Genomic DNA, 25425 nt, shown 5'->3' on the forward strand with positions numbered 1-25425 from the left:
GGAGAAAAATTATGGCAGCAAAAATAGTTGAATACAGCTCTGATGCAAGAAGCGCCCTTAAAGCTGGCGTAGATAAACTTGCAAACGCTGTTAAAGTTACACTTGGACCTAAAGGAAGAAATGTAATTATTGATAAAAAATTCGGCGCACCAACTGTTACAAAAGACGGTGTTAGCGTTGCAAAAGAAATCGAACTTGAAAACCCGGTTGAGAATATGGGCGCTCAGATGGTTCGCGAAGTTGCTTCGAAAACAAGTGATGTAGCAGGTGACGGAACAACAACCGCTACAGTTCTTGCTCAAGCAATTTACCGTGAAGGATTAAAAAACGTAACCGCCGGCGCTAATCCGATGGATCTGAAACGCGGTATCGATTTAGCAGTAATCAAAGTGATTGAATATTTGAAAGCCAGCAGTAAAGAAGTTGGCGGAAGAGAAGAAATTGCTCAAGTTGGTTCTATCTCTGCTAACAACGATAAAACAATCGGTAATTTGATCGCGGACGCAATGGAAAAAGTTGGTAAAGACGGTGTTATCACTGTTGAAGAAAGTAAATCTGCTGAAACAAGTTTGGAAGTTGTTGAAGGGATGCAATTCGACCGCGGTTATCTATCTCCTTACTTTGTTACAAATTCAGAATCAATGGAAGCTAATTTAGAAGACGCTTACATTTTAATTCATGATAAAAAAATCTCCGCAATGAAAGATCTTCTCCCGATTTTAGAGAAAATAGCTCAAGCAGGAAAACAGCTATTAATTATTGCCGAAGATCTTGAAGGTGAAGCTCTTGCAACATTAGTGGTTAATAAATTACGCGGTACATTAAAAGTTTGCGCTGTTAAAGCTCCCGGATTCGGCGACAGAAGAAAAGCTATGTTGGAAGATATTGCTGTTCTTACAAACGGAACAGTTATCTCCGAAGAACGCGGCTTTAAACTTGAGAATGCTACATTGGACTATCTTGGTAAAGCTAAAAAGATCAATATCGATAAAGATAACACAACTGTTGTTGAAGGCGCTGGCAAATCTGATGATATAAAAAAACGTATCAATGAAATCAAGGCTCAGATTGAAAAGACAACATCTGATTATGATAAAGAAAAACTACAGGAGAGACTTGCAAAACTTTCCGGCGGTGTTGCAGTATTGAAAATAGGCGCAGCAACAGAAGTTGAAATGAAAGAGAAAAAAGCTCGTGTTGAAGATGCTCTTCATGCAACTCGTGCAGCAGTTGAAGAAGGAATTATTGCCGGCGGTGGAGTTTCAATGGTAAGAGCAATTGCTTCCTTAGATAAACTCAAAGGCGAGAATCCAGATCAGAATACAGGTATTAAGATAATTGCTAAAGCTCTTGAAGAACCGTTAAAACAAATTGCCGCTAATGCTGGTTTTGAAGGCGCAGTTGTTTTGAACAAAGTCCTTGAAGGCAAAGGTGATTTTGGATTCAATGCCGCAACAGAAGTTTATGAAAACTTGATTAAGAGCGGTGTAATTGATCCGACAAAAGTTGCAAGAACAGCTCTTGAAAATGCTGCATCAGTTTCTGCACTATTGCTTACGACCGAAGCGGTTATTTACGAAAAGAAAGAAGATAAAGAACCGATGCCTGCTATGCCTCACGGCGGTGGTATGGACGGAATGTATTGATAGTAGAATTAAATTCCAAAAGTTAAAAAGAATCCCGCAATCGCGGGATTCTTTTTTTTATAAATATTTGTATTGAAATTCTGGTTTAATTATTCCTTTTTGAAATAAGCGATTGTAATTTTAAGCCCTTCTTCCCTACTCACTTTTGGCTCCCACCCTAAAATTTCTTTTGCACGTGTAATATCGGGTTGGCGAACCTTCGGATCATCAACCGGTAATTCCTGGTAAATAATTTTACTTTTTGAATTTGTTAAACGGATAACTTCATTTGCAAAATCTTCAATCGTAATTTCGTGAGGATTACCAATATTAACAGGCATATTCTCATTCGATAATAATAATTTGAAGATCCCGTCGATCAGATCACTTACATAACAAAAACTTCTAGTCTGAGAACCGTCACCAAAAACAGTCAGATCTTGGCCATTGAGAGCTTGTGAAATGAATGCAGGAAGCGCACGTCCATCATCTAGACGCATTCTTGTTCCGTAAGTATTGAATATTCTTACTATTCGTGTATCAAGTCCATGGTAGCGATGATAAGCCATTGTAAGCGCTTCTGCAAATCGTTTCGCTTCGTCATAAACTCCGCGAGGACCAACCGGATTTACATTACCCCAATAATCTTCACTCTGCGGGTGAATTAAGGGATCGCCATAAACCTCCGACGTACTTGCTAACAAGAATGTTGCTCCTTTTTCTTTGGCTAATCCCAAAGCCTTATGTGTTCCAAGAGATCCAACTTTCAAAGTTTGAATTGGATATTTGAGATAATCAATTGGGCTTGCTGGTGAAGCAAAGTGAAGAATAAAATTTATTTCACCCGGGATATGGAGATAATTTGTAACGTCGATTTTTAGGAATTGGAAATTTTCGTTTGCAATTAGATGCTGTATATTTTCAATACGGCCTGTTAATAGGTTATCAAGACAAATTACTTTCATTCCTTCTTTAATTAATCGATCACAAAGATGAGACCCTAAAAAGCCGGCACCGCCGGTAACAACAGCAATTTTATTTTTCATCAATTTATGCTTTTATTCGGGTTTTCTTTGAACTTGTAGTTGGTCTTGAATAATAATAATAATATTTATAGTAAGATCCGTAGCCGCTTCTGTATGTAAAATTATTCAACACCACACCGATAAATGAAGAACGGTCATGACTCAATAATTGGACCGCCTTTTCCATCAGTTCGATCTCCGTATTATTAGCAGATACAACAAGTAAAGTACCATCAACCATACTCGACATTATTTCCGAATCGGTTACTGCAATTACGGGCGGAGAATCAATAATCACATAATCATATTCATTTTTTAATTTCTCAAGAAAAGATTCCATCTGTGTTGAGCCCAAAATTTCAGAAGGATTTGGTGGAATAGTTCCTGCGGTTATGAAATCGAGATTATTAATTTCGGACTTTCTGAGAATCTCGCTAAACGAGGCTTGACCGAAGAAGTAATCAGAGAATCCTGGGAATCTCTTTTGATTAAATACAGTATGAATTCTTGGTTTTCTTAAATCTGCATCAATAATAATTGTTTTAAAATTTGCCTGGGCAAAACTTCCTGCAAGATTTATTGAGGTTGTTGTTTTACCTTCTTGTGATGTGGCAGAGGTAACCAATATAGTTTTGAGAGCTTCTTTATCAAGTTTAGAGAATTTAATTCTAGTCCTTAGAGCACGGTAAGCTTCACTTGCGCTCGCATCTGGTTTTTTGGCAACAATAAATTCAAAATCCTTATTCCCCGATTCCACACCCTCGATCTGAGGTACCCATGCAAGAACATTAATATTTCTGTTCGAAATATCTTCAGGTGTTTTTACTGTATTATCCAAATAGTTTTTAACAAAAGCAAAACCAACTCCCATTCCAATTCCCAGGATCAATCCAATTAAAACAATTAACAACCGGTTTGGTTTTGCAGGAGAAAGAGGGACCAATCCAGCATCAATAATTAATGCATTTCCGGGAACTGACTGTTCGTTAATAATTGCTTCTTGATAACGTTCCTCTACCTGAAGATAAAGTTTTTCATTTGCAGATTGCTCTCTCTGCAATCTTGCGAGATCAATTGTACTTGTAGGAAGTTGATTCATCTTTTTATCATAATCGCCAACGATCTCATTCATTTTTTTATAGGAGGCGGAAAGGGCTTGATATTTTACTTCTTCATCCAATACTTTTCTTGTTAAGTCTTTTATTTCTTCAGGAGTTGATGCAAGAACACCGGCACGAAAAACCGATAACTGACTATTTAGTTTGTCTCTTAACTCGCTAATATTAGCATCGGCTTCTTTAACCAATTTTTGAGAATTGCTGTTCGGGTTGGCCATTGCCCTATCTCTTTGAATCGTTAAAGCGCCAATCTGTTCTTGTAATTTTTTGATGTATGGCTCGGTTGCTAAATTTTCTATATATGCAGTTAAAGTTGGATCCCGTTTTTTCAACTCATCTTTATAATTGTTAAGCGTTTTTTCAGAGATGGTCATATCAATTTTGGCTGCGTTCATTTTAGCCTGAATATCCGACGATTCCGTGATTAGAGCTTTAGCTTGTTCCGGCAATTGCACAATACCGCGTTGTTCTTGAAAATTTTTCATCGTTTCTTCAACGTTGGCTAAGGATGCTAATTTTTCGTCCCGTTGTCCTGCAAGAAAATTTTTGATTACGGTTAACTGTTGTCTATTATAAGCAAGATTGATCTCCTTGTAGGCTGAAGCATAACTATTCGCCATTACTGCCGCTTCATAAGGTGAAGTGGATTCTGCAGAAATTTCAACAATATCTAGTCCGCGTTTTTGATCAATTGACACTCTTGAAGTTAACATCTTCACAATTGATTCAACTGGTTCAAGTACAAGTGAACCTGACTTGGAAGTTAAGTTTTCATCAATAATAAGAGCATAGTTCTTTTTGTTAGAACTTATTTTAAAACTATCTATTAGAGAATTACTAACTCTTTCCTTAAGATGGTGACTTTTTAATACTTCAATTTCATTTGCAATGAAACGGTCGCTTCCAAAATCTTGAAACTCGGGAATAAGAGAACCAGAGAGAATATTCCCTTGCGGTTTTGATAATTTAATGACAGTAGTTGATTTATAAATGTTAGGTGCATTGACCGCATATATTATAGCAACTAACAATCCAGTTAAACTTATCAATAGAATCGGTACAAAATTTAATCGAACCAAATTAATATAGTCTCGGAGTGTATGAGACTCTTGTAATATTGGGGAACTCGTTTGGTTATTTATCACAATATGCTCCTCTTATTTTCTAACAATATTAAGGACTAGGATTGATAAAGAAATCAGAACACTGAAAACTGACATCCAAATGCTAAAGTGATCTCGAAAATAAAGTCTCGGCTCGCCCGGCACAACCAAAATATCACCGGCTTCTAATTTTGGAACTTTTCTAAATTTTGAATCCAATTTTGTTTCATAAAGAAGATCGTTATATGTAAATTTTATCATTGATTGTGTTGAATCATCGTTAATACGGTAGATTCTCAGATCCTCAAGATCGGCAGCATCAGTAGGACCGCCTGCGTAGGATAAAAGATCCGCCACAGTTGAATAACTAGGTACAGTATATTTCCCGGTAAATTTAACCCATCCCCAAACCGATACTTTCACGTTTACTGCTTCCGGATCGGAATAATTATAATATCCTCCTTGGGGATTAATTCTGCTCCCCAATACGTCAGCACCCAGTTCATAATCCTTAACTTGAGCAGCTAATGAAATATATCCTAAAATGAATATGATAAAAATTCGGATGTTAATTTTCATGAATACTTTCCCTTATTAAATTATTTGTCCTGAAGTAAATTAGAAAGTTTGGACGAAGATATAAAACTTCCAATAAATCCTAATGAGACTCCGATCACAGGAATCAGAATATCAAGGAAGTCCAAATACATTATAAATTTAATGTTATAATAGATTTTAGTCAATAAAATCAATATACCATGAAAAAGAAATAAAGTGAATAATGATGAGATTAGTCCGATGAACAGACCGTTAATTATCAACGGTATTTTCATGGTTTTTTCTAAGGCACCAACCAACTTCATAGTTACATAGAGATTCCGGTTCCCGTACATCTGAATTTTATTGTTACTATAAACAAGATAAATTGATAAAAGTATTAAAATCACAGATAATATATAAATAATGTACTTGAAAGATTTAAGAAAATTAAGAATCCGCAGAACAGTTTTATAATCATAAACCACATCGGACACACCCTTTAATTTCTTAAATTGGTCTGTGAACTTTTCAATGTTCATTTCATCTAGAGACTCTGGTTGAAACTTTACAACTAAAGAGTTCGGCAAAGGGTTCTGATCAATTACTTTTCTAAAATCTTCTCCTGTTTCCGCCAAAAATTTTTTTACTGCATCATTCTTACTGATAAACAGCACCGATTGAACTTCATGGATTTGTGTTATACTTGATCGAATGTTTTCAATATCCGATGAGTTAAGCGAATCTTCCAAATAAACATTGACTTCAATTGACCGCTTGACTTGGTTGCTAAGCGTATTCGTACTGAATACAAGGAAAAAAGATACCGTCGTTAATGAAACCGCAATCGTTGTAATAGTAATTGTAACAATTGTGGCGAAGGATGATTTCCGGAATATTCTTAAAGTTTCTTTTAGATAAAATAGTATCATGAATTCCTAAAAATTAGATTCATCAACCCAGCGAAGGATTTTCCATTTATTATTTATTTTGATGAGCGTTAGATTCACTCTACCGTCAATATAAATAATATCAGTCGGGTTAAATGTTATTGTTAAATTAAAACTTCTGACAATGCGTGATGAATCATCCGTCATGGAATTTATATTATTCCATACCAGATCCAAGCGCTGCGTGTTTTGGAACAATCCGCTGCTAACTTTCATTTCTTCATCTCTCCCCCATGAAATATCAGCTCCAATATCATAATCTCTGTAATTAAAAGTAAAATTTTTATTCAGAAGCTGACTATAAATTAGTGTATCCTTAAAAGCATACGCATATTGGAAATTTTGGAAGACTCCATCCACATTTAGTTGATCACTAATTAATCCTTTTGCTTCTCCAAGTGTGTCGTCAATCTTTGGTGCAAAAGGATTTACACAACTATTAAGAGTAAATAAGACTATTCCGCTAAAAAGAATTAGCTTAATATAGCCTCCCTTTTAATTCGCTCCAACTTTGAAAATTACTTTTTTTAAAATCATCCATTTCAACAATCATCCATTGGTTTCTCGAATCTAGCGATATCTTAAACTGCATTGTTCCTTGAAATTCACCGCTGATTGTCTGGTCGTTTGCGGAAAGATTCAAATTGTAATCGAATTGATAGACTGCGCTGTCGCCAAACTGTGTGTTGAATTGATTTGATAAATCGAGTGTGATGGAATTCCCTTGTTTGGCGATTGTCTTTTGATTTTTGAAGTACTGCCGCTCAGATTCTAAATTCCAGTTAGTTAATACCGGAAATTGAGATGTTGAACCCGATGAAGGTATATACCTGAATTTTTTTTTGGAGTAAGAAGAATCAACAAAACATTGCATGTAATTTTCTAAAACTTTCTCTTCAATAGAAGATTTTAAGTTCTGAAACAATATGTCCGGTGTAGTTGCCGGAATATTACTATTCGCAATCGTATCCGGAAGTTCGGCATTTCTGGTAGTCAACAAATCGCAAGAAGTTAAAATCAAAAGAAACAAAAAATAGATATTTTTTTTCATCGCTTAAAAAAAAGAATTAATCTATGAGATGTATTTTCATTGAATTCCGAACCATTATAATCACCAAAGAATTTCTCAATTGTAAATCCAATTTTCTCAAACTCAGAGATTATCTTTTCCTTGGAATATAGTTGGACGGATTCCAGATAAGTATCTTTTGTTGTTCCATTTTGAATTAGAATTTCTTTTACTACCCGTCCATTCTCAATTCTTCGCAGTTCTACAACTCTTTTATTCCCAGTTTCGTTAATTGTTTCCGGTACCAGGTTCTTTATAACATAATCCGAATTCAAATAATCTAGAACATAATAGCTTTTTTCATTTAGCAAATTATATGCTGTTTTTGCAAAACGAAAGTTTTCATCATCGCTAGTAAAGTAACCAAAACTTGTGAATAAATTTAGGATCAGATCAAATTTTTTCTGCAAACATATTTTTCTAATGTCCGCGCAAAATAAATCAACTTCAATTTTTTGCAGTGCAGAATCTGATTTAGCTTTTTTAAGAAGAGATTTACTTAAATCGAATCCCGTAACAGCAAATCCTCTTAATGCAAGGTTTATTGAATGTCTTCCGGCTCCGCATGCCGCATCAAGAATTGAAGCATTTTTGTTTAAACGTGTTACTTTGATAATTAATTCTAATAACTTTTGTGCGTCATCGGTATCTCGATGTTGATAAACATCCAGATATTCTTCGGAACTGAACCAATCCTTAAACCATTCTTTCATTGTACTGATATTCTACCAATAAATGCACGTCCTATTGTTGCCGAATCTGCAAATTCCAAATCTCCGCCAATAGGAAGTCCCCGTGCGATCCTTGAGACTTTTATATTCAAGTTTTTCAACGTATTCATCAAATAAACAGAAGTTGCATCGCCTTCTGAATTTGGGTTAAGTGCTAGAATAATTTCTTTCACCTCGTTCGTTTGTAATCGCAAAAGTAATTCTCTTATTTTAAGAGAATCAATCATAACTCCGGCTAATGGATTTAATACTCCGCCAAGAACGTGATACACTCCGTTGTACTCATTCGTCCTTTCAATCGCAATCACATCGCTTGCATCTTCTACTACACACATCAATGAACGATTCCGTTTTTGGCTTGTACAAATTTCACATTTTTCTTCGGTCGCAATGTTGAAACAAACTTCACAAAATCTAATTTTTTCTTTCAATTCGATAAGTGATTTGACTAAAGCATCAACGGTTTGAGATTCACTTTTCAAAATATGGAGAGCAAGCCGTTGTGCAGTTTTATTCCCTATGGAAGGAAGCTTGCTTAATTCATCTATTGCCTTTTGTAACGGTTCGGCTATCAGCATTTAAAACCCCGGAATGTTCATGCCCGGAGGGAGCATTCCTTTAGTAACGCTACCCAATTCATCTTCTGCCATCTTACCGGCAGCTTGCAAAGCTTTATTTACTGCTGCAACAACTAAGTCTTCAAGCATTTCTCTATCGCCGCTTTTCGCAATTTCTTCATCAATTGAAAGGGATACTAGTTCTTTTTTCCCGTTAGCAGTAGCTTTAACCATACCGCCGCCGCTCTCTTCAGTAACAGTTTTATTTTCCAATTCAGATTGTATTTTTGCCATGTCAGCCTGCATTTTCTGCACTTGCTTCATCATGTCGTTCATATTCAATTTCATTAATCCTCCGAGATTAAATTTGATTTTCGAGTTGTCGGTATTGAGTGATTTTCTTTCTTGATTTGTTGGTTCGAAAGTTAGCAAAAAAAAGTTTCACAAGAAATTGAAGAGATAAAATATTACATTTGCACCGTCTTTAAAAGACAAGTTTTATAGTGATTGCTCACAAACATTTTCTATATGATTACAAAGTATGGGCTAACTACATTTTTATTTTGTGCGGGATTTTCTCTTGTACTAATTATAGGTTCATTATTAATTCAAAACGGATGGATCAAATACCCACTTTTGGTTTTTTCTATTGCTTTCCTTCTTTTTTCATTAAATTTTTTCCGTGACCCGGAACGAACACCTCCAAATAAAAAAAATGTAGTTCTTTCTCCCGCCGATGGAAAAATTGTTATTGTAAAAGATGTTTTCGAAGGAGAATATATAAAAGGTAAAGCAACACAAATTTCTATTTTTATGTCTCCTCTTAATGTGCATGTTAACCGAATTCCGATTGACGGCAAAATTGATTATCTCAAATACGTTGCCGGAGAATATTTAGTTGCATTTCATGAGAAAGCAGATAAACGAAATGAGCGTACTGAGATTGGAATTTTAAGCAGTCATGGAAAAGTATTTTTTACACAAGTAGCCGGTTTTATTGCCAGACGAATCGTTTGTGATTTGAAAATTGGCGACTCCGTTAAGATGGGAAATCGTTTCGGTATGATAAAATTCGGAAGCCGTTCAGATGTTGTTGTTCCAGCTAACTGGAAGTTAAAAGTTAAACTTGGCGATGAAGTTACAGCCGGCGAGACAATTCTTTTCGAGATTGAATAATGAAAAAATACTTATTTCAGAAATCATTTATTGCAAATACGGTTACAACATTTAATGTTTTGTGCGGATTCCTTTCAATTGTGTTTGCATCTCAACCAAATTTCCGGCTCGCTGCCATAATGATTATTGCCGCGGCTATTTTTGATATGCTTGACGGGATCGTTGCCAGGTTACTTGGAACTTCAAGCCGTTTTGGTGTTGAACTTGATTCTCTCTCCGATGTAGTAAGTTTTGGAGCGGCGCCGGCTTTCTTAATCTATAAAGCATACGCCTTTCAATTTGGCGGCTGGGGAATTTTGTTGAGTTCATTGTTACTGATTTTTGGTGCGTTAAGACTAGCACGCTTTAATATTCAAGTCGAAGATTTGAATACAAAAGGTGACTTCAAAGGATTACCGATACCTATGCAAGCTTTAACAATTGCACTGTTCGTCTTATCCTTTCATCACGACGGGAAAATCATAGAACCTTATGATGATTTTGTTATTCCAATAGTTCTATTACTCTCTCTCTTAATGGTAAGTAAAATCCGTTATAATGCTTTGCCAAAACTTCGTGATAAAAATTTCAGAGATAAATTCTTTCTGTTTGCCATATTGATAGGTGTGCTGATATTAGCTCTTCTTACAAATGGTGAAATTTTATTCTACGTTATTTTTGGAATTGTAATATTTGGAATTCTTCGAAAGATATATTTGTTAATTGTGAACAAAAAAGACGAGAACGGGAAAAAAACAGTGGAGAATAACGGTGTATAAAGCAACTGTCATAGTAAAACGACGACCAAAAATTTTAGATCCTGAAGGAAAAGCTGTTGAGCAAGGCGCTAAACTACTCGGATTTAATAATGTGAAAAAAACCCGTATAGGCAAATACATTGAGTTTTTTGTTGATGCAAGCGATAAAACTGTTGCTGAAAAAGAAGTGCGTGAATACAGCGAGAAACTCCTTTCAAATCCAATAATGGAAGATTTTGAATTCACCTTGGAAGAAGTGAAATGAAACCGAAATTCGGAGTTGTTGTTTTCCCCGGTTCTAATTGCGATCACGATGCCTACTATGCTGTCAAAAAAATATTAGGTTACCAATCGGAATTCCTTTGGCATAAAGAGAAAGATTTAAAAGGGAGTGATGTTATAATTCTTCCCGGAGGATTTTCTTACGGAGATTATCTGCGTACAGGTGCTATTGCAAGGTTCTCACCAATAATGGAAGCAGTTTATAAATTCGCAGAAAAAGGCGGTATTGTAATTGGGATTTGTAATGGCTTTCAAATTTTACTTGAATTAGGTCTTTTGCCAGGTGTAATGATTAGGAACGAATCATTAAAATTTGTTTGCAAAGATGTCTATTTGAAAGTTGAGCACAATGATAATATTTTCACAAAATCTGTCCATCAAAAAGTTTTGAAAATTCCCGTTGCACACGGAGACGGCAATTATTTTGCAGATGAGAATACGCTGAAAGAACTCGAAACAAATAAGCAAGTGCTATTCCGTTACGTTTCACCGGAGGGTAATTCCGGTAGCGAATTCAACCCTAATGGTTCTCTAGGGAACATTGCCGGTATTATAAATAGAAAGAAAAATGTTATGGGTCTTATGCCGCATCCCGAACGATGCTGTGACCCTATACTCGGGAACACCGACGGAGCTTTGTTGTTCAAATCAGTAGCAGAAAATTATTTAAACTGATTATGTCATTCTGATCTATAAAAGCTTCATAACGATAAAGCTGTTCATTTCTTCAAATGACTAAATCAGAGTTCGTATTCAAGAGTAAAAATATATATTGAGGTTAACATGGGCAATCTTGGAGCTGGAGAAATACTTTTAATTGTACTAGTAGTTTTAATTCTTTTCGGATCGAAAAAAATTCCTGAACTTGCTCAAGGTATCGGCAAAGGAATGAGAGAGTTCAAAAAAGCTTTGAACGATGTTCAAGAAGACATTAAAATTACAGACAAACCAGAATCAAAAGAAGAGAAAAAATAAATTCATAATCTTCTCACTATTTTTCCGGTGATTTCATTTGCTTAAGTACAAAAATCACTCAGAAAAAATTTCTTTGATCAAAGAAGGTAAACTTTCTTTGCATGAGAATGTTTCTTTCTTTCTAAACAAGATCAAGGAAAATTCAAATCTGAACGCTTTTAATTTTGTCTTTGATGACTGCCTTAGTCAGACTTCATCTATTGAACAGAAGATTAAAAACGGTTCAGCGGGCAAACTTGCTGGAATGGTCGTTGCAGTTAAAGATGTTCTTGCAATTAAAGATCGCCCGATGACATGCTCTTCGAAAATTCTGAGAGATTTCGTTTCCATCTACAATTCAACTGCAGTTCAAAAATTAATTGATGAAGACGCAATCATAATTGGTAAAACTAACTGTGACGAATTTGCAATGGGTTCTTCGAATGAAAACTCAGCATTCGGAGCTGTACTAAATCCGGCCGACACATCACGTGTCTCTGGCGGATCCAGTGGTGGTTCTGCAGTTGCTGTTGCTGCAATTCTTTGTGACGCATCACTAGGAACAGATACCGGCGGGTCAATCCGTCAGCCGGCAGCATTTTGCGGCATATATGGATTGAAACCATCCTATGGAAGAGTTTCCCGTTACGGTTTAACTGCGTTTGCTTCATCGTTTGATACAATCGGAACATTTGCAAGAAACATAGAAGACATTGCTCTTGTTCTCTCCGGTATATCAGGTTATGATGAAAATGATTCTACAAGTTTTAGAATTGATGTCCCGGATATGCTCACTAACCTGAACTCAACTAAAAAATTCAGAATTGGTTTACCACAAGAATATTTTGCAAAAGGATTGAATGAAGAAATACGAAGTGCGATTTTCGAAAAAGTAGAATCTCTTAAGGAACATGGTTTCGAAATTAAAGAGATTGAACTTCCTCATACCGAATATTCAATAGCGACGTATTATATTTTAACTACTGCCGAAGCATCATCAAACCTTGCACGTTTTGACGGTACCCGTTACGGGTTCAGATCAACAGAAGATAATAATCTGCTTAACATGTATGTTAATTCACGATCGGAAGGTTTCGGCAGTGAAGTAAAGAGAAGAATAATGCTTGGTACCTACGTCCTATCATCCGGCTATTATGATGCATATTATAGAAAAGCTCAGAAAGTACGACGGTTGTTAAAACAAGATTTTGATAAAGCGTTTGAAAAAGTCGATCTAATTCTGACACCAACAACTCCAACAACTGCATTTAAGATTGGTGAAAAAACCAGCGATCCTCTTGAAATGTATCTTGGCGACATTTATACTACATCTGCAAACCTCGCCGGTATTCCGGGAATAAATATTCCGATCGGTAAAGACAAACATGGTTTACCAATTGGTATGCAGGTAATGGCAAATCAATTTGATGAGTTAAGTTTACTGATGCTAAGCAAATATTTACAAAAATCGAGTTGAATTAAATCCTAATTTGCAGAGTAAACAACTTTTCCTTCTTTCACATAACTTACAATCATTCGTGTTTCGTTTTCGTATTCGTCAATGGTGAGATTTATAAAATCAACAGGTATATCGAATCTATTTATGGTTTCTAATTCAATGTCTCTTAATAATTTTCCTCTTTCTAAAGGATTTTTATTCACGAAATCATTGGAGACTATTGCAATATCAATATCGCTATCACTATTTGGATCACCATTATAATATGAACCAAACAATATTACTTTATACACACTGATTCTTTTTTTGGATAGCTTTTCAGAAATAAAATCTAATATTTCTGAAACATTTCTTTTAACCACTTTAAAACCTCGATAGAATTAATAATCATTGAATCCGTAATTTCTTTACTAAATGAAGAAAGCATGTTTTTTAACGATTCTGGGTACCTTGTTGGAACACTTAAATCATCAATATCAAATATAATTTCTTTGATTCGGTCACTAGGATCAAGATTAATTTTTTGCACTAAATATTTCAAATGATGAGTTTTAGGCGGAATCTCCTTTCGCACTTTCCAGAATAATCCTTTCAAACCTTTTTCAATAGCAAGGTGAACCATGAACACTGCATAAAAGTATCTTCCGCTTTCAAACATCACTTTTGCAGTTTCAAGATCGTAATCAGCCTGAAGCAGCCACTCTTCTGGATTTTCTGCCATATCGCTTTTTTCTTTTGATATAAATAACAAACTTTACTGACATTCTCAATAAATTGGATTTTTCACAAGTATATTTCCTCATCCTTTCTTAATTTTGGCAAGTCAATTTTTAGAATCAACTATCAAGGAAAAAAGATGAGTATACTACTGGACAAAAAAACCCGCGTGGTTGTTCAAGGAATTACCGGCGGTGAAGGTTCATTCCACACAAAACAGATGATCGAATACGGGACAAACGTTGTTGCAGGTGTAACACCAGGCAAAGGTGGTCTTAATTTTGAAGATACAAACGTTCCGATCTTTAATACTCTTGCAGATGCAGTTAAAGCTACAAAAGCAGAAGCTTCGGCAATTTTTGTTCCCCCTTCCTTTGCTGCAGATGCAATTCTTGAAGCGGCCAATGCGGGAATTAAATTAGTAGTCTGCATCACCGAAGGAATTCCTACCAAAGATATGATAGCAGTATATAATCTTATTAAAGAAAAAAATATCCGTTTGGTTGGTCCAAATTGTCCCGGTGTAATTTCACCCGGCAAAGCAAAAATCGGAATCATGCCCGGGTTCATTCATAAGCAAGGTAAAATTGGAGTGGTATCTCGCAGCGGTACTTTAACATATGAAGCGGTTAAACAATTAACCGATCTTGGAATTGGACAATCGACTTGCGTTGGTATTGGCGGTGATCCGATTATTGGATCAAGATTTATCGATGTGATAAAATTATTCAACGAAGATTCCGGTACAGAAGGAATTATTATGATCGGAGAAATCGGCGGCAGTGCGGAAGAAGAAGCTGCAGATTTTATTAAGAAATATGTTAAGAAACCTGTAGTTGGATTTATTGCCGGAAGAACAGCTCCTCCAGGACGTCGTATGGGTCATGCTGGTGCAATAATTTCGGGTGGGAAAGGAACAGCGATTGAAAAAATGGCAGCAATGAAGAAAGCCGGAATCCATGTAGTTGAAAGTCCCGCAGAAATTGGTATTACTATGAAAAGAGCATTGGATAAGGGGAAGAAAAAAGTCGTGAAGAAAGTACCAAATAAGAAAAAAACAGTTAAGAAAGTTTCTGTAAAAAAAGTATCATCAAAGAAAAAGATATCCAAGAAAAAATAAATAGAGGAGCTAGAGATTGAATAATAGAACACTTGCTATTCTTAAACCAGATTGTGTTAAGAAAAATTTAATAGGTAAGGTTATTACACAAATTCAAAATGCCGGCTTTAAAGTGAGCGCGTTAAAGATGGTAAAGCTGACTGAAGATTCTGTAAAAGGATTTTACGAGATTCATAAAGAACGCCCTTTCTTTAATGATCTGATTGCATATATGACATCGGGTCCATGCGTTCCGATAGCTCTTGAAAAAGATAATGCTGTGGAAGACTTCCGTAAGCTTATTGGCGCCACTGATCCGGTCAAAGCATTGGAAGGAACAATCAGAAAATTATATGCAGATAGTATTCAAGAAAATATTGTGCACGGTTCAGATTCGGATGAGAATGCAGCTAATGAGATATTGCACTTCTTCTCACGTAAAGAACTTCTTGAAATTAACGGTTTCTAATTTTTTTATTACTCTCCCCTTTTTAAGGGGAGTTTTTCAATAATCAGAGAGAATTAAATGACTAGTAAAATTTTTAAAATAGTATCGGTTGTGCTCGCAATTACAATTATGATTGGCTGCGGTAAAAAGGAAACGATCCCGAACGCAGCTTCGATCAATGTTAATAATCTAAAAAGCATTGATATGAGCGGACAAAAAGTTTATTTGAAGTATCAATTCAAGAAAGACCAAAAGCTTCGTTATAAATTAACCACAATTTCTAATTCGGTTCAGACTATCAAAGTAGATTCTCTTATGAAATCGAATTCCGATCAATCACTTACGTACATTTTTGATTTAGAGGTTGTTGATGTTGACAAGGATAATATAGCCGAACTCGTAATTAATATCTCTTCCATCAATTTTAACGGTATAAGCAATGGACAGAAATTAAATTACGATTCCAAAGCAAAGCTATCCAAAGAGGACAAAGACAAATTTGCGGAATTTGAAACAGTTGTAAACTCGCCATATCGCGTTCGTGTAAACCAGAAAGGTGAAATATTAGAAGTAACTCGAATTGATAAAATGGCAGATAAAATGATCAGTCTTAGACCAGATATGCAGAAAATTACAGCGGAACAAAAAGTTACTCTCATTAAAAATATCAGCGAAGGTGAGATTAGACCAAGAACACAACTGCTCTTCAGAGAATTGCCTTCAAAAGAAGTTGCAAGAGACTCTTCATGGCAGCTTACTTCACCCGCCACTTTAGCTGTATTTCGTGTGGAGAGTATTTCAAAATTTAAAGTTGATGACTTCGTAAAAGCGGGCGATGATAAGATGGCTAAATTGAGCGCCACACTGACATCAAAATGGACCGGTAATAAAAAAGGAACACAAGAAGGAATGAATTATCTTTTTGATGATCCGAAAATAAACGGCGACGGGTCAATTCTATTCAATATTGATAAAGGTCTGGTTATTAAAAGCGAAACAACTACAAATGTTGAGATGGGTGTTACGATTGATGGAAAAGACGCAACTCAAAAGATGAGACACTCAGTAAGAAAAGATTTATCTATGAATAAAAATACTGTTGAGCTGTTGTAGTATAAATATTTGTAGCACAGATAATTAATCTGTGCTACTTTTTTTAATTCCTACCACCACTTTAGATCCTTCGACTGCCTTTACAATAATTTCAGAATCATGATTGATGTAATCACCTTCGGTAACAACATCAATTCTTACACCGTCAATCATTGCTGTACCGGCAGGACGTAAAGTTGTAATTGCAATCCCCTCTGCGCCAATTAGATGATCAAATGATGGTCTGGTAGCATATCCCGATTTGGCAGCGATGTTGTCTTGGAGTATAAGTCTATTCCAAATAGTTGATTTAGGCAATATCTTGGAAAGAAGAAAAATAAATATTGCGGCCAAGACGAAAACCGATGCGAACTGAATTATCGCAACTGAGAGTGTTGAATAATCTGTCATACCAAAATCCGATACCAATCCGAAAAATAAACCGGCAATCATCATAAAAATTCCAATCACTCCAACTATTCCGAATCCCGGAATGACAAATATCTCAAGCATTAAAAGGACAACACCAATAATAAAAATTACAATTTCAAATCCCGAAGCAAGTTGAAGAATGTATCCCGATCCAAAGAAGAGCGCTAAAGCAATAACCGCAATTGTTCCGGGTAAACCCCATACACCCATTTTTATTTCGGTAAAGATCCCCAGCATTCCAATAAGAATAAGTAAAGAAGAAATTATTGGATTGTTCAAGAACTTTACAAATTTTTCCGCCCAGTTTGGTGTAACTACAATTTCTTCAGCTTTTTCAAGTCCATAAAGCTTTTTCACTTCATCAATGCTTGTTAAAACGGTATCAGCCATTTTATATTTTACAGCTTCTTCTGTTGTAAGAGTTATGAGCTTTTTATCGTCATCATTCAAATCCGCAACAACAACAGTTTCATCTACCATTCCTTGAGCAATATCGGTACGCCGTCCGTTTTTCTCTGCCGTTGCACGCATCTCGGAACGCATGTATGATTGGTATTTCTCGGATTGTTTTTCGCCCGATTGATCTACAACTGTAGTAGCACCAATTGAAGCACCAGGAACCATAACAATTTTTTCGCAAGAAAGAGCAATTAAAGCTCCGGCGGAAATTGCCCTCTTATCTATGAATGCAATCGTTTTAACTTTACTGTTGAGGATTGCGTCCTTAATTTGAGTTGCGGCATCAACTCTTCCGCCAAATGTGTTGATTCGAAAAATTATTGCCGCGGCATTGTTTTTTGCAGCTTCGTCAACAACCCGTTTTACATAAGGAGCGAGCCCGAGATCAATTTCACCATCGATGTTTGCTTGATAAACTTTTGATTGCTGAGCCAGAATGTTTGCAAAAATTGAAAAGAATATTAAAAAGAAGAGTAATCGTTTTCCCATAAGAGTCCTCCGGACAATAATCCTTTGAGACATGAAATATTTCATCAACTACTTACTCAAAAACAATAACTTTATCAACAAATTGAATTAACGATTGCTAAACGCATAATTCAAAATCTTATAAACCAATTTAGCGGCAACAAAATTTGATGCCGGATGAAATTTGTTCGGTGCCAACTCAACAACATCAAATCCGACAATGTTTTTTTCCTGTCCGACAATTTTCAATAGATTCATAGTTTCATCCCAGAATAAGCCGCCAGGTTCAGGCGTTCCGGTTGCCGGCATGAATGACGGGTCAAAACCGTCAACATCAAAAGTGATGTAGACATTCTCTTTCAAATTCTGAACAACGAGTTCTTGCCAGTTGTCGCCATACATTCCCAGTTTAATTTCACGCGAGTAAAATGTTTTAATCTTTTTTTCTTTCCGGAATTCAGATTCATCTTTGCACTGGGCTCGAATTCCGACTTGAACAATATTCGAATTAAATTCGACTACACGCGCCATTACACTTGCGTGAGAATATTTCGAACCTTCGTAACTCTCGCGTAAATCCGAATGGGCATCAAATTGAAGTATTGAGAGATTTGGGAACCGTTCGTGATAAGCCATAATCGGGGCGGTTGATAATGAATGCTCTCCTCCTAATGTTACAACGAACTTGCCTGCATCAATATGTTTGGCGACTTCTTTATAAATCTTATCTAAACTTTTTTCGATTGAAAGTTTTTGAAGATTAATCGGTTCAAGAGTACAAATTCCTTTCTCAAAACAGAGTTCCCTATTTTGTTCTTCATCATAGAATTCAACGTAATGAGAAGCTTTCAAAATTTCTTCGGGACCTTTGCCGGTTCCTTTTCCATAGCTGACTGTTTTTTCTAGTGGTGCCGAAACAATTACAATTTCAGATTCATCGTAATTGGAGAATTCTTTTTCTATGGCAAGAAAATTTTTCTTGATACCGAGTGTTTTCATTATTTTCCTCAAATAAAACTCATATTTATAAAGCGAGTCAAAATAATTGTTGTTGTCAATCTAAATTTGAATCAGAATCTAATTGTATTTTGGATCAGATTACTATATAGATGCCGGGTCAGCCCGGCATGACAATAATTTATCCAATACAAATAAAGAGAAGAACTATATTATTTTTTGTCGCCGTTATCTTTAATTACAGCGGCAATAGCCGTGCGTTCAAATTTGATTTTAACATTATTGCCAACATCAACAAGAACTGTTTTATCTTCAAGTCCGGCAATTGAACCGTGCATTCCGCCGGTAAGAACAACTTTATCTCCTTTTTGAACCGCTTCGAGCATAGCTTTTTGGTCTTTTGCTCTTTTTTGTTGCGGGCGAATGATCATAAAATAAAAAATAGCGAAGATCGCACCGAACATAATTAGTGTGCTTATCATTGAACCGCCGCCGCCCTGTCCGTCTGGTGATGGTGCCATAGCTAATAAGATTTCCATTTACTACTCCTCTTTTGTTTGTACGTTTATTGAAATTATTTTTGAATAACTGTTCTTCCATTCCATAAAACTTCCGTCTAAAATTCTGGCACGTGCTTCACGAATCAGATCTAAATAAAAAGTTAGGTTGTGAATTGTCGCCAGTTCAAGCGCCAGAACTTCTTTAGCATTAAAAAGATGACGCAAATAAGCTCTCGAAAAATTTTTACAAGTGTAGCAGCCGCAATTGGAATCGAGCGGCGTAAAATCGTCTTTGTATGCCGCATTCCTCATCGAAACGATTCCTCGTGAAGTAAACAAATATGCATTGCGCGCATTTCGTGTCGGCATAACGCAATCAAACATATCCACACCGCGCGAGATTGCTTCTAAAATATTTTCCGGTCTGCCTACTCCCATTAAATATCGCGGCTTATTCTCCGGAATAAAATCAGTCGTGAAATCAACTAAGTCATACATAGTTTCGGTTGGTTCGCCGACTGCAAGACCGCCGATTGAATATCCGTCAAAATCTAGATTGACAAGATCCTTGGCCGATGATTCGCGCAAATCTTTATAGACACTTCCTTGAATTATTCCGAATAAATATTGAGGAGATCCATATAATGGTTCTGTCTCTTCAAAAGCATTTTTATTTAGAAGAGCCCACTCGGATGTTAGTTCTTTCGATTTTTTAGCGTAATCATATTCACATGGATAAGGCGTGCACTCATCAAGAGGCATCATAATATCGGAACCAATACTTCTCTGAATTTCTATTACTTTCCTAGGTGAAAAAAAATGCGTTGAACCGTCAAGATGAGAACGGAATTCAACTCCATCCTTATTCAATTTCCGCAAATCCGAAAGACTATAAACTTGAAATCCGCCGCTGTCGGTGAGAATGGGGCGATTCCAATTCATAAAACGATGAAGTCCGCCGGCTTGCTCAAGGATTTTTGTCCCGGGTCTTAAATAAAGATGATAAGTATTTGAAAGAACAATTTCAGCATTAATCTCTGTTTCAAGAACTCTCTGTGTAATAGCTTTAACAGTGCCTTGCGTTCCAACCGGCATAAAAATAGGAGTTTTAACAACTCCATGCCCGGTTAGAATTTCGCCGGTTCGTGCTTTGGAATTTTTGTCTTTATAATCAACGGAGAACTTTAACAATATACTTCTTCTAAATTTGGTGCGAAAGATAAAGGAAAATTGGAACATCTTCCATCATTGATTATGATGCAGAATAGGTCGTCCGGTTTCTTTATTCGGTCGGATTTTCTATCAAGTGTGATTTTATTCCTTCATTTGGAATTACGCAGTGAGTACTTCTTCCGAACCATTTATATCTGTGATTGGAAATTAAATCATAAAACAGATCACGTATTTTCCGGGGTATGTACTTGAAGATTCCAAGAATTGAATAAGGGAATTTAAGCAACTGGAATATTTCAATAACGGCTGATGAACGTAAGAAGATTTTATCACTCACAATGAGAATTACGGAAGAAGGCAAATCGGTATCAATTTTATATTGTTGAATTAACCGTCTTGAGTATTCCGATTGGAATTGCGAATACCGGAAAAGTTCTTTCGAATCACGCTTTGAGATAAATTTAATCCAGAAGTTGCAGAGATTACAAACACCATCGTAAATAATAATTGGATTCTTATCTTGTTCAGCTATCCCGATCAATAAGTTCATCCTTTTTCAATTTGACCATGCCACTTTATAATGCCGTTTTTTAGATTGAATACATTTTCAAATCCCATCTTTTTCATTTGTTGGCATGCATTCGTGCTTCTAACTCCTGAACGGCAATAAACAAGATAAGTTTTGTCTCTTTCCAACTCGTCAATTCTATCAGAAAAATCCGGTTCGTGTATATCAATCAAAATTGAATTTGGAATTCTAGACTTCATGTTTTCAGATTTCGTTCTAACATCCAGGACAATAACATTTTCTTGCCTACAGATTTTTTCAAAATAAATGTTATCAATATCGAGAGAATCTTCTTTATTAGATAAAAATGATGAAAAGAGACTCATTATTTCTCCAAGGTTTACTTTGGTAACAGTTGGCTGAGAAAATTAATTCACTCTTGAGGTTCTTGTTCGATTGTAAATTTCAGCAAGTCAATCTTAGTATTACTCGATTTGAGGATCAGAATTGTAAAATTATCGATCTTAAAAGTTTCGCCCTTTTTGGGGATTCTTCCAATTTTGAAAGTTACAAAACCGGCAATAGTTTCATAATCCCCTTCTGTAATTTTAAAATCCATTTCTTGATTCAGATAGTCAATTTCAACTTTACCGCTGAGAATGTAAGAGTTCGTATCAATTTTCCGTGCGACTTTTTCATTTACATCATCATACTCATCCCGGATTTCTCCAAAGAGCTCTTCTATTAAGTCTTCAACTGTAAGTATTCCTGCTGTTCCACCGAATTCATCAACAACTACAGCAAAAGAAAATTGTTTATCCAGAAATTCGTTCAGCATTTCCATGCTTTTTTTGGTTTCAGGTACAAACGATACTTCCCGGAGAACAGATTTCAAATCTTCCGGCTGCTTAAAAATATCTTTTGTAAATACAGTTCCTTTTATATTGTCAAGGTTTTCATCATAGACAACAATTTTTGAATACCCGGATTCGATAAAAGTATTGAGCACTTCATCCATTGAACTGCTGATATCAACTCCGATAATATCGGTCCGCGGTGTCATTGCTTCATAAACACGTTGTTCCCTAATATCCATTACCTTGCTGATAATATCGGATTGATCTTCATCCATTGTCCCCGCTTCCGAACTTTCTTCAAACAGATTTTGCAGATCTTCTTTATCAAATATGTGCAGAATTTTTTCTTCTTCTTTTTGATTTGTTCTGCTCAACACGGAAGAGATTGTTGAAATAATTTTTACGAACGGGTAGATTATTATTGTTAGAACACGTAAAGGAATAGCAGAAATCATAACAAGCCGGTCTGCCATTTCTCTTCCAAAATATTTTGGAATTAACTCGCCGAATACGAGTATCAATGCAGTTGTGATCAGTAGTATTGTGAATTCTTCCAAACCGAATATTTTAAAAAGAAAGATCGAGCTAAGTGAAGCAAAAGTAATATTTACGATATTATTAGAAATCAAAATTGAAGAAAAGAATAGATTCGGATTGTTCATGAAATAGTGGGCATTCTTTGCCGATAAATTATTTTTCCGGGCGCGGATCTCAACTTTAATTTTGTTGGCAACAACAAATGCAATTTCCGATGCTGAGAAAAACGCACTTGCAATCAAAAGCGAAAACAATATCAAAAGGTCATTAACCATCATCTATCTCAGAAAATCATCCATATTTTGTAAAAATAAATTATAAATAACGCCGATGCGACATAAAAAATTAAATTGATAATCATCGGCGGATCGGTGAGTATTACCTCAATCACATTCTCGCCTTTATCTTTTTTATACGCAAGATACATATATCTAAAGATGCCGAATATTACAAACATCGTTGTAAAAATTAATCTTTCCGTACCAAATTTTTCTACCGTTTTATCTGCAACAGAGTAGAGTGCGTAGCTCAAAATTACTCCGCTTCCAGTCATGGCTACTATTTGATCAATGAAACTGAGCGAGTAATCTTTTAAGACAGATCTTTGTTCTTCTGCATCTGGACTATTGGCAATTTCGACGCGTCTTTTCATTACGGCAAGAAAAAGACTTAGGAACATTGTAGTAAGTATCAGCCATTTGGAAATATAAACCGAAATCAACAAACCGCCACCAATTACACGCAGCATAAATCCGGAAGCGATGCAAAAAATATCTACAATTACAATTTCTTTGAGGAACACTGTATATAAAATATTTATAACTACATAAACCCACACAATTATTACGAAAGCAAGATTTAGCTTAAACGAGATGAGTACAAGAAGAAGAAAAAGAAGAGCTCCTAAGATCAGTGCGTTTTTCTTGGGGATTTTTCCACTCGCAATTGGGCGGTCCTTTTTGCGCGGATGAAGAGCATCTTTCGGTGCATCGAAAAAATCATTTAGTACATAAACCGCACTCGATGCTATCGAAAATGTTACGAATCCCAAAACAGTAAGATAGAATGTGTCTGCATCGAAAAGAAGTTTTGCAAAGACTGCAGGTACAAACACAAAAAAATTCTTCGGCCAACTGGTTATTCGCAGAAGTTTTAAATAACTGCCAATTTTAGAAAACAGCCGATTCTTCATATATACCAAAATGTTGTTTTAATTCGTCAACCATTTCGCCAAGCGTAACATAATTATTCGCAGCTTTCACAAAAACCGGCATCAAATTTTGTCCGTCGCGCGCCGCAGCGCCAATTTCTTCTAAACTTTTTTCAACCGCTTCTTGATTTCGGCTCTGTTTCAATTCTGCTAATTGTTTTCTTTGCTGTGCTTCAACACCTGGAGAAATTTGAAGAATCGGTATATCAACCACTTCATTCTCTTCAACAAATTCGTTTATGCCGACAATTATTTTTTCTTTTCGTTCAAATTCTTTTTGATACCTGTACGCCGAATCAGCAATTTCTTTTTGAAAATATCCATGTTCAATTGCCTGTACCACACCGCCGAGCGAATCAATTTCGGAAAAAATTCTTTCTGCTTCTGCTTCCATTTTGTTTGTAAGCGATTCTACAAAGTAACTGCCGCCGAGAGGATCTACAGTATTGGTTATTCCAGTCTCGTAAGCCAATAGCTGCTGGGTTCGTAAGGCGATCTTAACTGCTTTCTCACTTGGAAGAGCAAGAGTTTCATCCATTGAGTTTGTGTGAAGCGATTGTGTACCTCCGAGAACTGCAGCCATTGCTTGAAAGGCCGTACGTACAATATTATTTTCCGGCTGCTGAGCGGTCAATGTGCAACCAGCAGTTTGTGTATGAAAACGTAACCACCATGAACGCGGATTTTTTGCACCGTATTTTTCACGCAGTCTTTTTGCGTAAATTCTTCTTGCCGCACGGTACTTCGCTATCTCTTCAAAAAAATCTAAATGGGAATTGAAGAAGAATGAGAGTCGGGGTGCAAATGAATCGATATCCATTCCTCTTTCCAGACATGCTTCTATATATGCGAATCCGTCTGCCAATGTATAAGCCAATTCCTGAGCTGCTGTTGAACCCGCTTCGCGAATATGATAACCGCTGATTGAAACCGGGTTCCATTGAGTTACTTCAGTTGTGCAGTATTCAATCATATCTGTAATGATACGCATCGAAGGGCGAGGCGGAAAAATAAATTCCTTCTGGGCGATATATTCTTTTAGAATATCATTCTGAAGTGTGCCGCGGAGTTTATCAAAACTAACTCCTTGTTTTTGCGCAACGGCAAGATAAAATGCAAAGATCATCGCCGCCGGAGAATTTATTGTCATAGAGGTGGATACTTTATCCAGTGGAATTCCATCAAGTAATATTTCCATATCCTTAAGCGAAGAGATCGCAACACCGCAGATTCCAACTTCGCCTTGACTCAGCGGCGCATCGGCATCCCAACCCATTAATGTCGGCAGATCGAAAGCAACAGATAATCCCGTTTGACCATGCCCTAATAAATATTTGAACCGTTCATTAGTATCTTCCGGCGTACCAAATCCCGCAAACTGCCGCATAGTCCAGACTCTTCCTCTATAACCGGTCGGATGAATTCCGCGTGTGAATGGATACTCGCCCGGAAAATTTATATCATCTAAAAAATTTTGTCCGGCAAGATCATCCGGTGAATAAAGCGGGTTGATCGGCTCCCCGGAAACGGTTGTATATTTCATTCCGGTCTCTTCCGCTTTCGTAAGTTTATTCTCGTATGATTTTTTTGCTTTATTATATTCTTCTGAAAACATTTTTTCCTCTTAACTTCCATGAATTATTTC

The 25425-nt window shown here is 36.2% G+C and carries 30 protein-coding genes; 10 read left to right on the forward strand and 20 right to left on the reverse strand.

Features of this window, described 5'->3' with window-relative positions; translation table 11 throughout:
* The first annotated feature begins 11 nt into the window (after window positions 1-11).
* Window positions 12-1646 carry a chaperonin GroEL gene (gene groL, locus NTX65_15140; protein ID MCX6170674.1) on the forward strand — a complete coding sequence of 545 codons (1635 nt, stop codon included), beginning with the start codon at window positions 12-14 and terminating at the stop codon, window positions 1644-1646.
* A gap of 89 nt (window positions 1647-1735) precedes the next feature.
* Here groL and NTX65_15145 read toward each other — a convergent pair whose 3' ends face one another.
* From NTX65_15145 to NTX65_15185, 9 genes are all read right to left on the reverse strand, one after another.
* Window positions 1736-2671, reverse strand: coding sequence for an SDR family oxidoreductase (locus NTX65_15145; GenBank protein ID MCX6170675.1), 936 nt, complete (start codon window positions 2669-2671; stop codon window positions 1736-1738).
* A 4-nt stretch (window positions 2672-2675) separates the two neighbouring features.
* Complete coding sequence (locus NTX65_15150; protein ID MCX6170676.1) at window positions 2676-4913, reverse strand: polysaccharide biosynthesis tyrosine autokinase; 2238 nt, start codon at window positions 4911-4913, stop codon at window positions 2676-2678.
* Between the two features lie 12 nt (window positions 4914-4925).
* Window positions 4926-5450, reverse strand: coding sequence for an SLBB domain-containing protein (locus NTX65_15155; GenBank protein ID MCX6170677.1), 525 nt, complete (start codon window positions 5448-5450; stop codon window positions 4926-4928).
* Window positions 5451-5470: 20 nt separating this feature from the next.
* Window positions 5471-6340 (reverse strand): permease-like cell division protein FtsX, encoded by an 870-nt coding sequence (locus tag NTX65_15160; protein ID MCX6170678.1) that lies wholly within the window; start codon window positions 6338-6340, stop codon window positions 5471-5473.
* A 6-nt stretch (window positions 6341-6346) separates the two neighbouring features.
* On the reverse strand, window positions 6347-6718 hold the full coding sequence (locus NTX65_15165) for a hypothetical protein (protein ID MCX6170679.1): 372 nt from the start codon (window positions 6716-6718) through the stop codon (window positions 6347-6349).
* Between the two features lie 118 nt (window positions 6719-6836).
* Complete coding sequence (locus NTX65_15170) at window positions 6837-7355, reverse strand: hypothetical protein (protein MCX6170680.1); 519 nt, start codon at window positions 7353-7355, stop codon at window positions 6837-6839.
* Between the two features lie 50 nt (window positions 7356-7405).
* Window positions 7406-8140, reverse strand: coding sequence for a class I SAM-dependent methyltransferase (locus NTX65_15175; protein ID MCX6170681.1), 735 nt, complete (start codon window positions 8138-8140; stop codon window positions 7406-7408).
* Window positions 8137-8736, reverse strand: coding sequence for a recombination mediator RecR (gene recR, locus NTX65_15180; protein MCX6170682.1), 600 nt, complete (start codon window positions 8734-8736; stop codon window positions 8137-8139). Before recR ends, NTX65_15175 begins: the two co-directional genes overlap by 4 nt.
* The gene (locus NTX65_15185; protein MCX6170683.1) at window positions 8737-9087 is read right to left on the reverse strand and encodes a YbaB/EbfC family nucleoid-associated protein; all 351 of its coding nucleotides are present in this window, start codon (window positions 9085-9087) and stop codon (window positions 8737-8739) included. It abuts the gene before it with no gap.
* 156 nt (window positions 9088-9243) lie between these two features.
* On the opposite strand from NTX65_15185, the gene NTX65_15190 reads away from it, so the two are divergent.
* The 6 genes from NTX65_15190 (at window position 9244) to gatA (ending at window position 13341) form a co-directional block, all read left to right on the forward strand.
* Window positions 9244-9891, forward strand: coding sequence for a phosphatidylserine decarboxylase family protein (locus tag NTX65_15190; GenBank protein MCX6170684.1), 648 nt, complete (start codon window positions 9244-9246; stop codon window positions 9889-9891).
* On the forward strand, window positions 9891-10649 hold the full coding sequence (gene pssA / locus NTX65_15195) for a CDP-diacylglycerol--serine O-phosphatidyltransferase (GenBank protein ID MCX6170685.1): 759 nt from the start codon (window positions 9891-9893) through the stop codon (window positions 10647-10649). Before NTX65_15190 ends, pssA begins: the two co-directional genes overlap by 1 nt.
* Window positions 10642-10893 (forward strand): phosphoribosylformylglycinamidine synthase subunit PurS, encoded by a 252-nt coding sequence (purS, locus tag NTX65_15200; protein ID MCX6170686.1) that lies wholly within the window; start codon window positions 10642-10644, stop codon window positions 10891-10893. Before pssA ends, purS begins: the two co-directional genes overlap by 8 nt.
* Window positions 10890-11585: a phosphoribosylformylglycinamidine synthase subunit PurQ gene (gene purQ / locus NTX65_15205; protein MCX6170687.1), complete on the forward strand. Its 696-nt coding sequence runs from the start codon at window positions 10890-10892 to the stop codon at window positions 11583-11585. The genes purS and purQ overlap by 4 nt, the downstream gene beginning before the upstream one ends.
* Window positions 11586-11693: 108 nt before the next feature.
* Window positions 11694-11885, forward strand: coding sequence for a twin-arginine translocase TatA/TatE family subunit (locus NTX65_15210; protein ID MCX6170688.1), 192 nt, complete (start codon window positions 11694-11696; stop codon window positions 11883-11885).
* 37 nt (window positions 11886-11922) lie between these two features.
* Window positions 11923-13341, forward strand: a complete 1419-nt coding sequence (gene gatA, locus NTX65_15215; GenBank protein ID MCX6170689.1) for an Asp-tRNA(Asn)/Glu-tRNA(Gln) amidotransferase subunit GatA — start codon at window positions 11923-11925, stop codon at window positions 13339-13341.
* 8 nt (window positions 13342-13349) lie between these two features.
* Here gatA and NTX65_15220 read toward each other — a convergent pair whose 3' ends face one another.
* Window positions 13350-13685, reverse strand: a complete 336-nt coding sequence (locus NTX65_15220; protein MCX6170690.1) for a nucleotidyltransferase domain-containing protein — start codon at window positions 13683-13685, stop codon at window positions 13350-13352.
* Entirely contained in the window at window positions 13655-14044 is a 390-nt protein-coding gene (locus NTX65_15225; protein ID MCX6170691.1) for a HEPN domain-containing protein, read from the reverse strand. Before NTX65_15225 ends, NTX65_15220 begins: the two co-directional genes overlap by 31 nt.
* 135 nt (window positions 14045-14179) lie before the next feature.
* Between NTX65_15225 and sucD the strand changes: the two genes are divergently transcribed.
* The 3 genes from sucD to NTX65_15240 are packed head-to-tail and all read left to right on the forward strand — an operon-like array spanning window position 14180 to window position 16700.
* Entirely contained in the window at window positions 14180-15160 is a 981-nt protein-coding gene (sucD, locus tag NTX65_15230) for a succinate--CoA ligase subunit alpha (GenBank protein ID MCX6170692.1), read from the forward strand.
* A gap of 16 nt (window positions 15161-15176) precedes the next feature.
* Window positions 15177-15608, forward strand: a complete 432-nt coding sequence (ndk, locus tag NTX65_15235) for a nucleoside-diphosphate kinase (protein MCX6170693.1) — start codon at window positions 15177-15179, stop codon at window positions 15606-15608.
* 57 nt (window positions 15609-15665) lie between these two features.
* A complete protein-coding gene (locus NTX65_15240; GenBank protein MCX6170694.1) occupies window positions 15666-16700 on the forward strand; it encodes a DUF6263 family protein in 1035 nt (344 codons plus the stop codon).
* A gap of 24 nt (window positions 16701-16724) precedes the next feature.
* Here the strand turns inward: NTX65_15240 and NTX65_15245 are convergent, their stop codons facing one another.
* From NTX65_15245 to NTX65_15285, 9 genes are all read right to left on the reverse strand, one after another.
* Complete coding sequence (locus tag NTX65_15245) at window positions 16725-18059, reverse strand: ATP-dependent Clp protease proteolytic subunit (protein ID MCX6170695.1); 1335 nt, start codon at window positions 18057-18059, stop codon at window positions 16725-16727.
* Between the two features lie 87 nt (window positions 18060-18146).
* Window positions 18147-19037 carry an agmatinase gene (gene speB, locus NTX65_15250; protein MCX6170696.1) on the reverse strand — a complete coding sequence of 297 codons (891 nt, stop codon included), beginning with the start codon at window positions 19035-19037 and terminating at the stop codon, window positions 18147-18149.
* A gap of 170 nt (window positions 19038-19207) precedes the next feature.
* Window positions 19208-19534, reverse strand: a complete 327-nt coding sequence (yajC, locus tag NTX65_15255) for a preprotein translocase subunit YajC (GenBank protein MCX6170697.1) — start codon at window positions 19532-19534, stop codon at window positions 19208-19210.
* Window positions 19535-19537: 3 nt separating this feature from the next.
* Entirely contained in the window at window positions 19538-20686 is a 1149-nt protein-coding gene (gene tgt / locus NTX65_15260; GenBank protein ID MCX6170698.1) for a tRNA guanosine(34) transglycosylase Tgt, read from the reverse strand.
* A gap of 91 nt (window positions 20687-20777) precedes the next feature.
* Window positions 20778-21218, reverse strand: coding sequence for a DCC1-like thiol-disulfide oxidoreductase family protein (locus NTX65_15265; protein MCX6170699.1), 441 nt, complete (start codon window positions 21216-21218; stop codon window positions 20778-20780).
* A complete protein-coding gene (locus tag NTX65_15270; protein MCX6170700.1) occupies window positions 21215-21562 on the reverse strand; it encodes a rhodanese-like domain-containing protein in 348 nt (115 codons plus the stop codon). The genes NTX65_15265 and NTX65_15270 overlap by 4 nt, the downstream gene beginning before the upstream one ends.
* A 47-nt stretch (window positions 21563-21609) precedes the next feature.
* The gene (locus NTX65_15275; GenBank protein ID MCX6170701.1) at window positions 21610-22848 is read right to left on the reverse strand and encodes a hemolysin family protein; all 1239 of its coding nucleotides are present in this window, start codon (window positions 22846-22848) and stop codon (window positions 21610-21612) included.
* A 5-nt stretch (window positions 22849-22853) separates the two neighbouring features.
* Entirely contained in the window at window positions 22854-23762 is a 909-nt protein-coding gene (locus NTX65_15280) for a decaprenyl-phosphate phosphoribosyltransferase (protein ID MCX6170702.1), read from the reverse strand.
* Window positions 23740-25395 (reverse strand): methylmalonyl-CoA mutase family protein, encoded by a 1656-nt coding sequence (locus NTX65_15285; protein MCX6170703.1) that lies wholly within the window; start codon window positions 25393-25395, stop codon window positions 23740-23742. Before NTX65_15285 ends, NTX65_15280 begins: the two co-directional genes overlap by 23 nt.
* Window positions 25396-25425 lie beyond the last annotated feature (30 nt).

It is taken from the genome of Ignavibacteriales bacterium (genome assembly GCA_026390795.1).
GTDB lineage: Bacteria > Bacteroidota > Ignavibacteria > Ignavibacteriales > Melioribacteraceae > Fen-1258.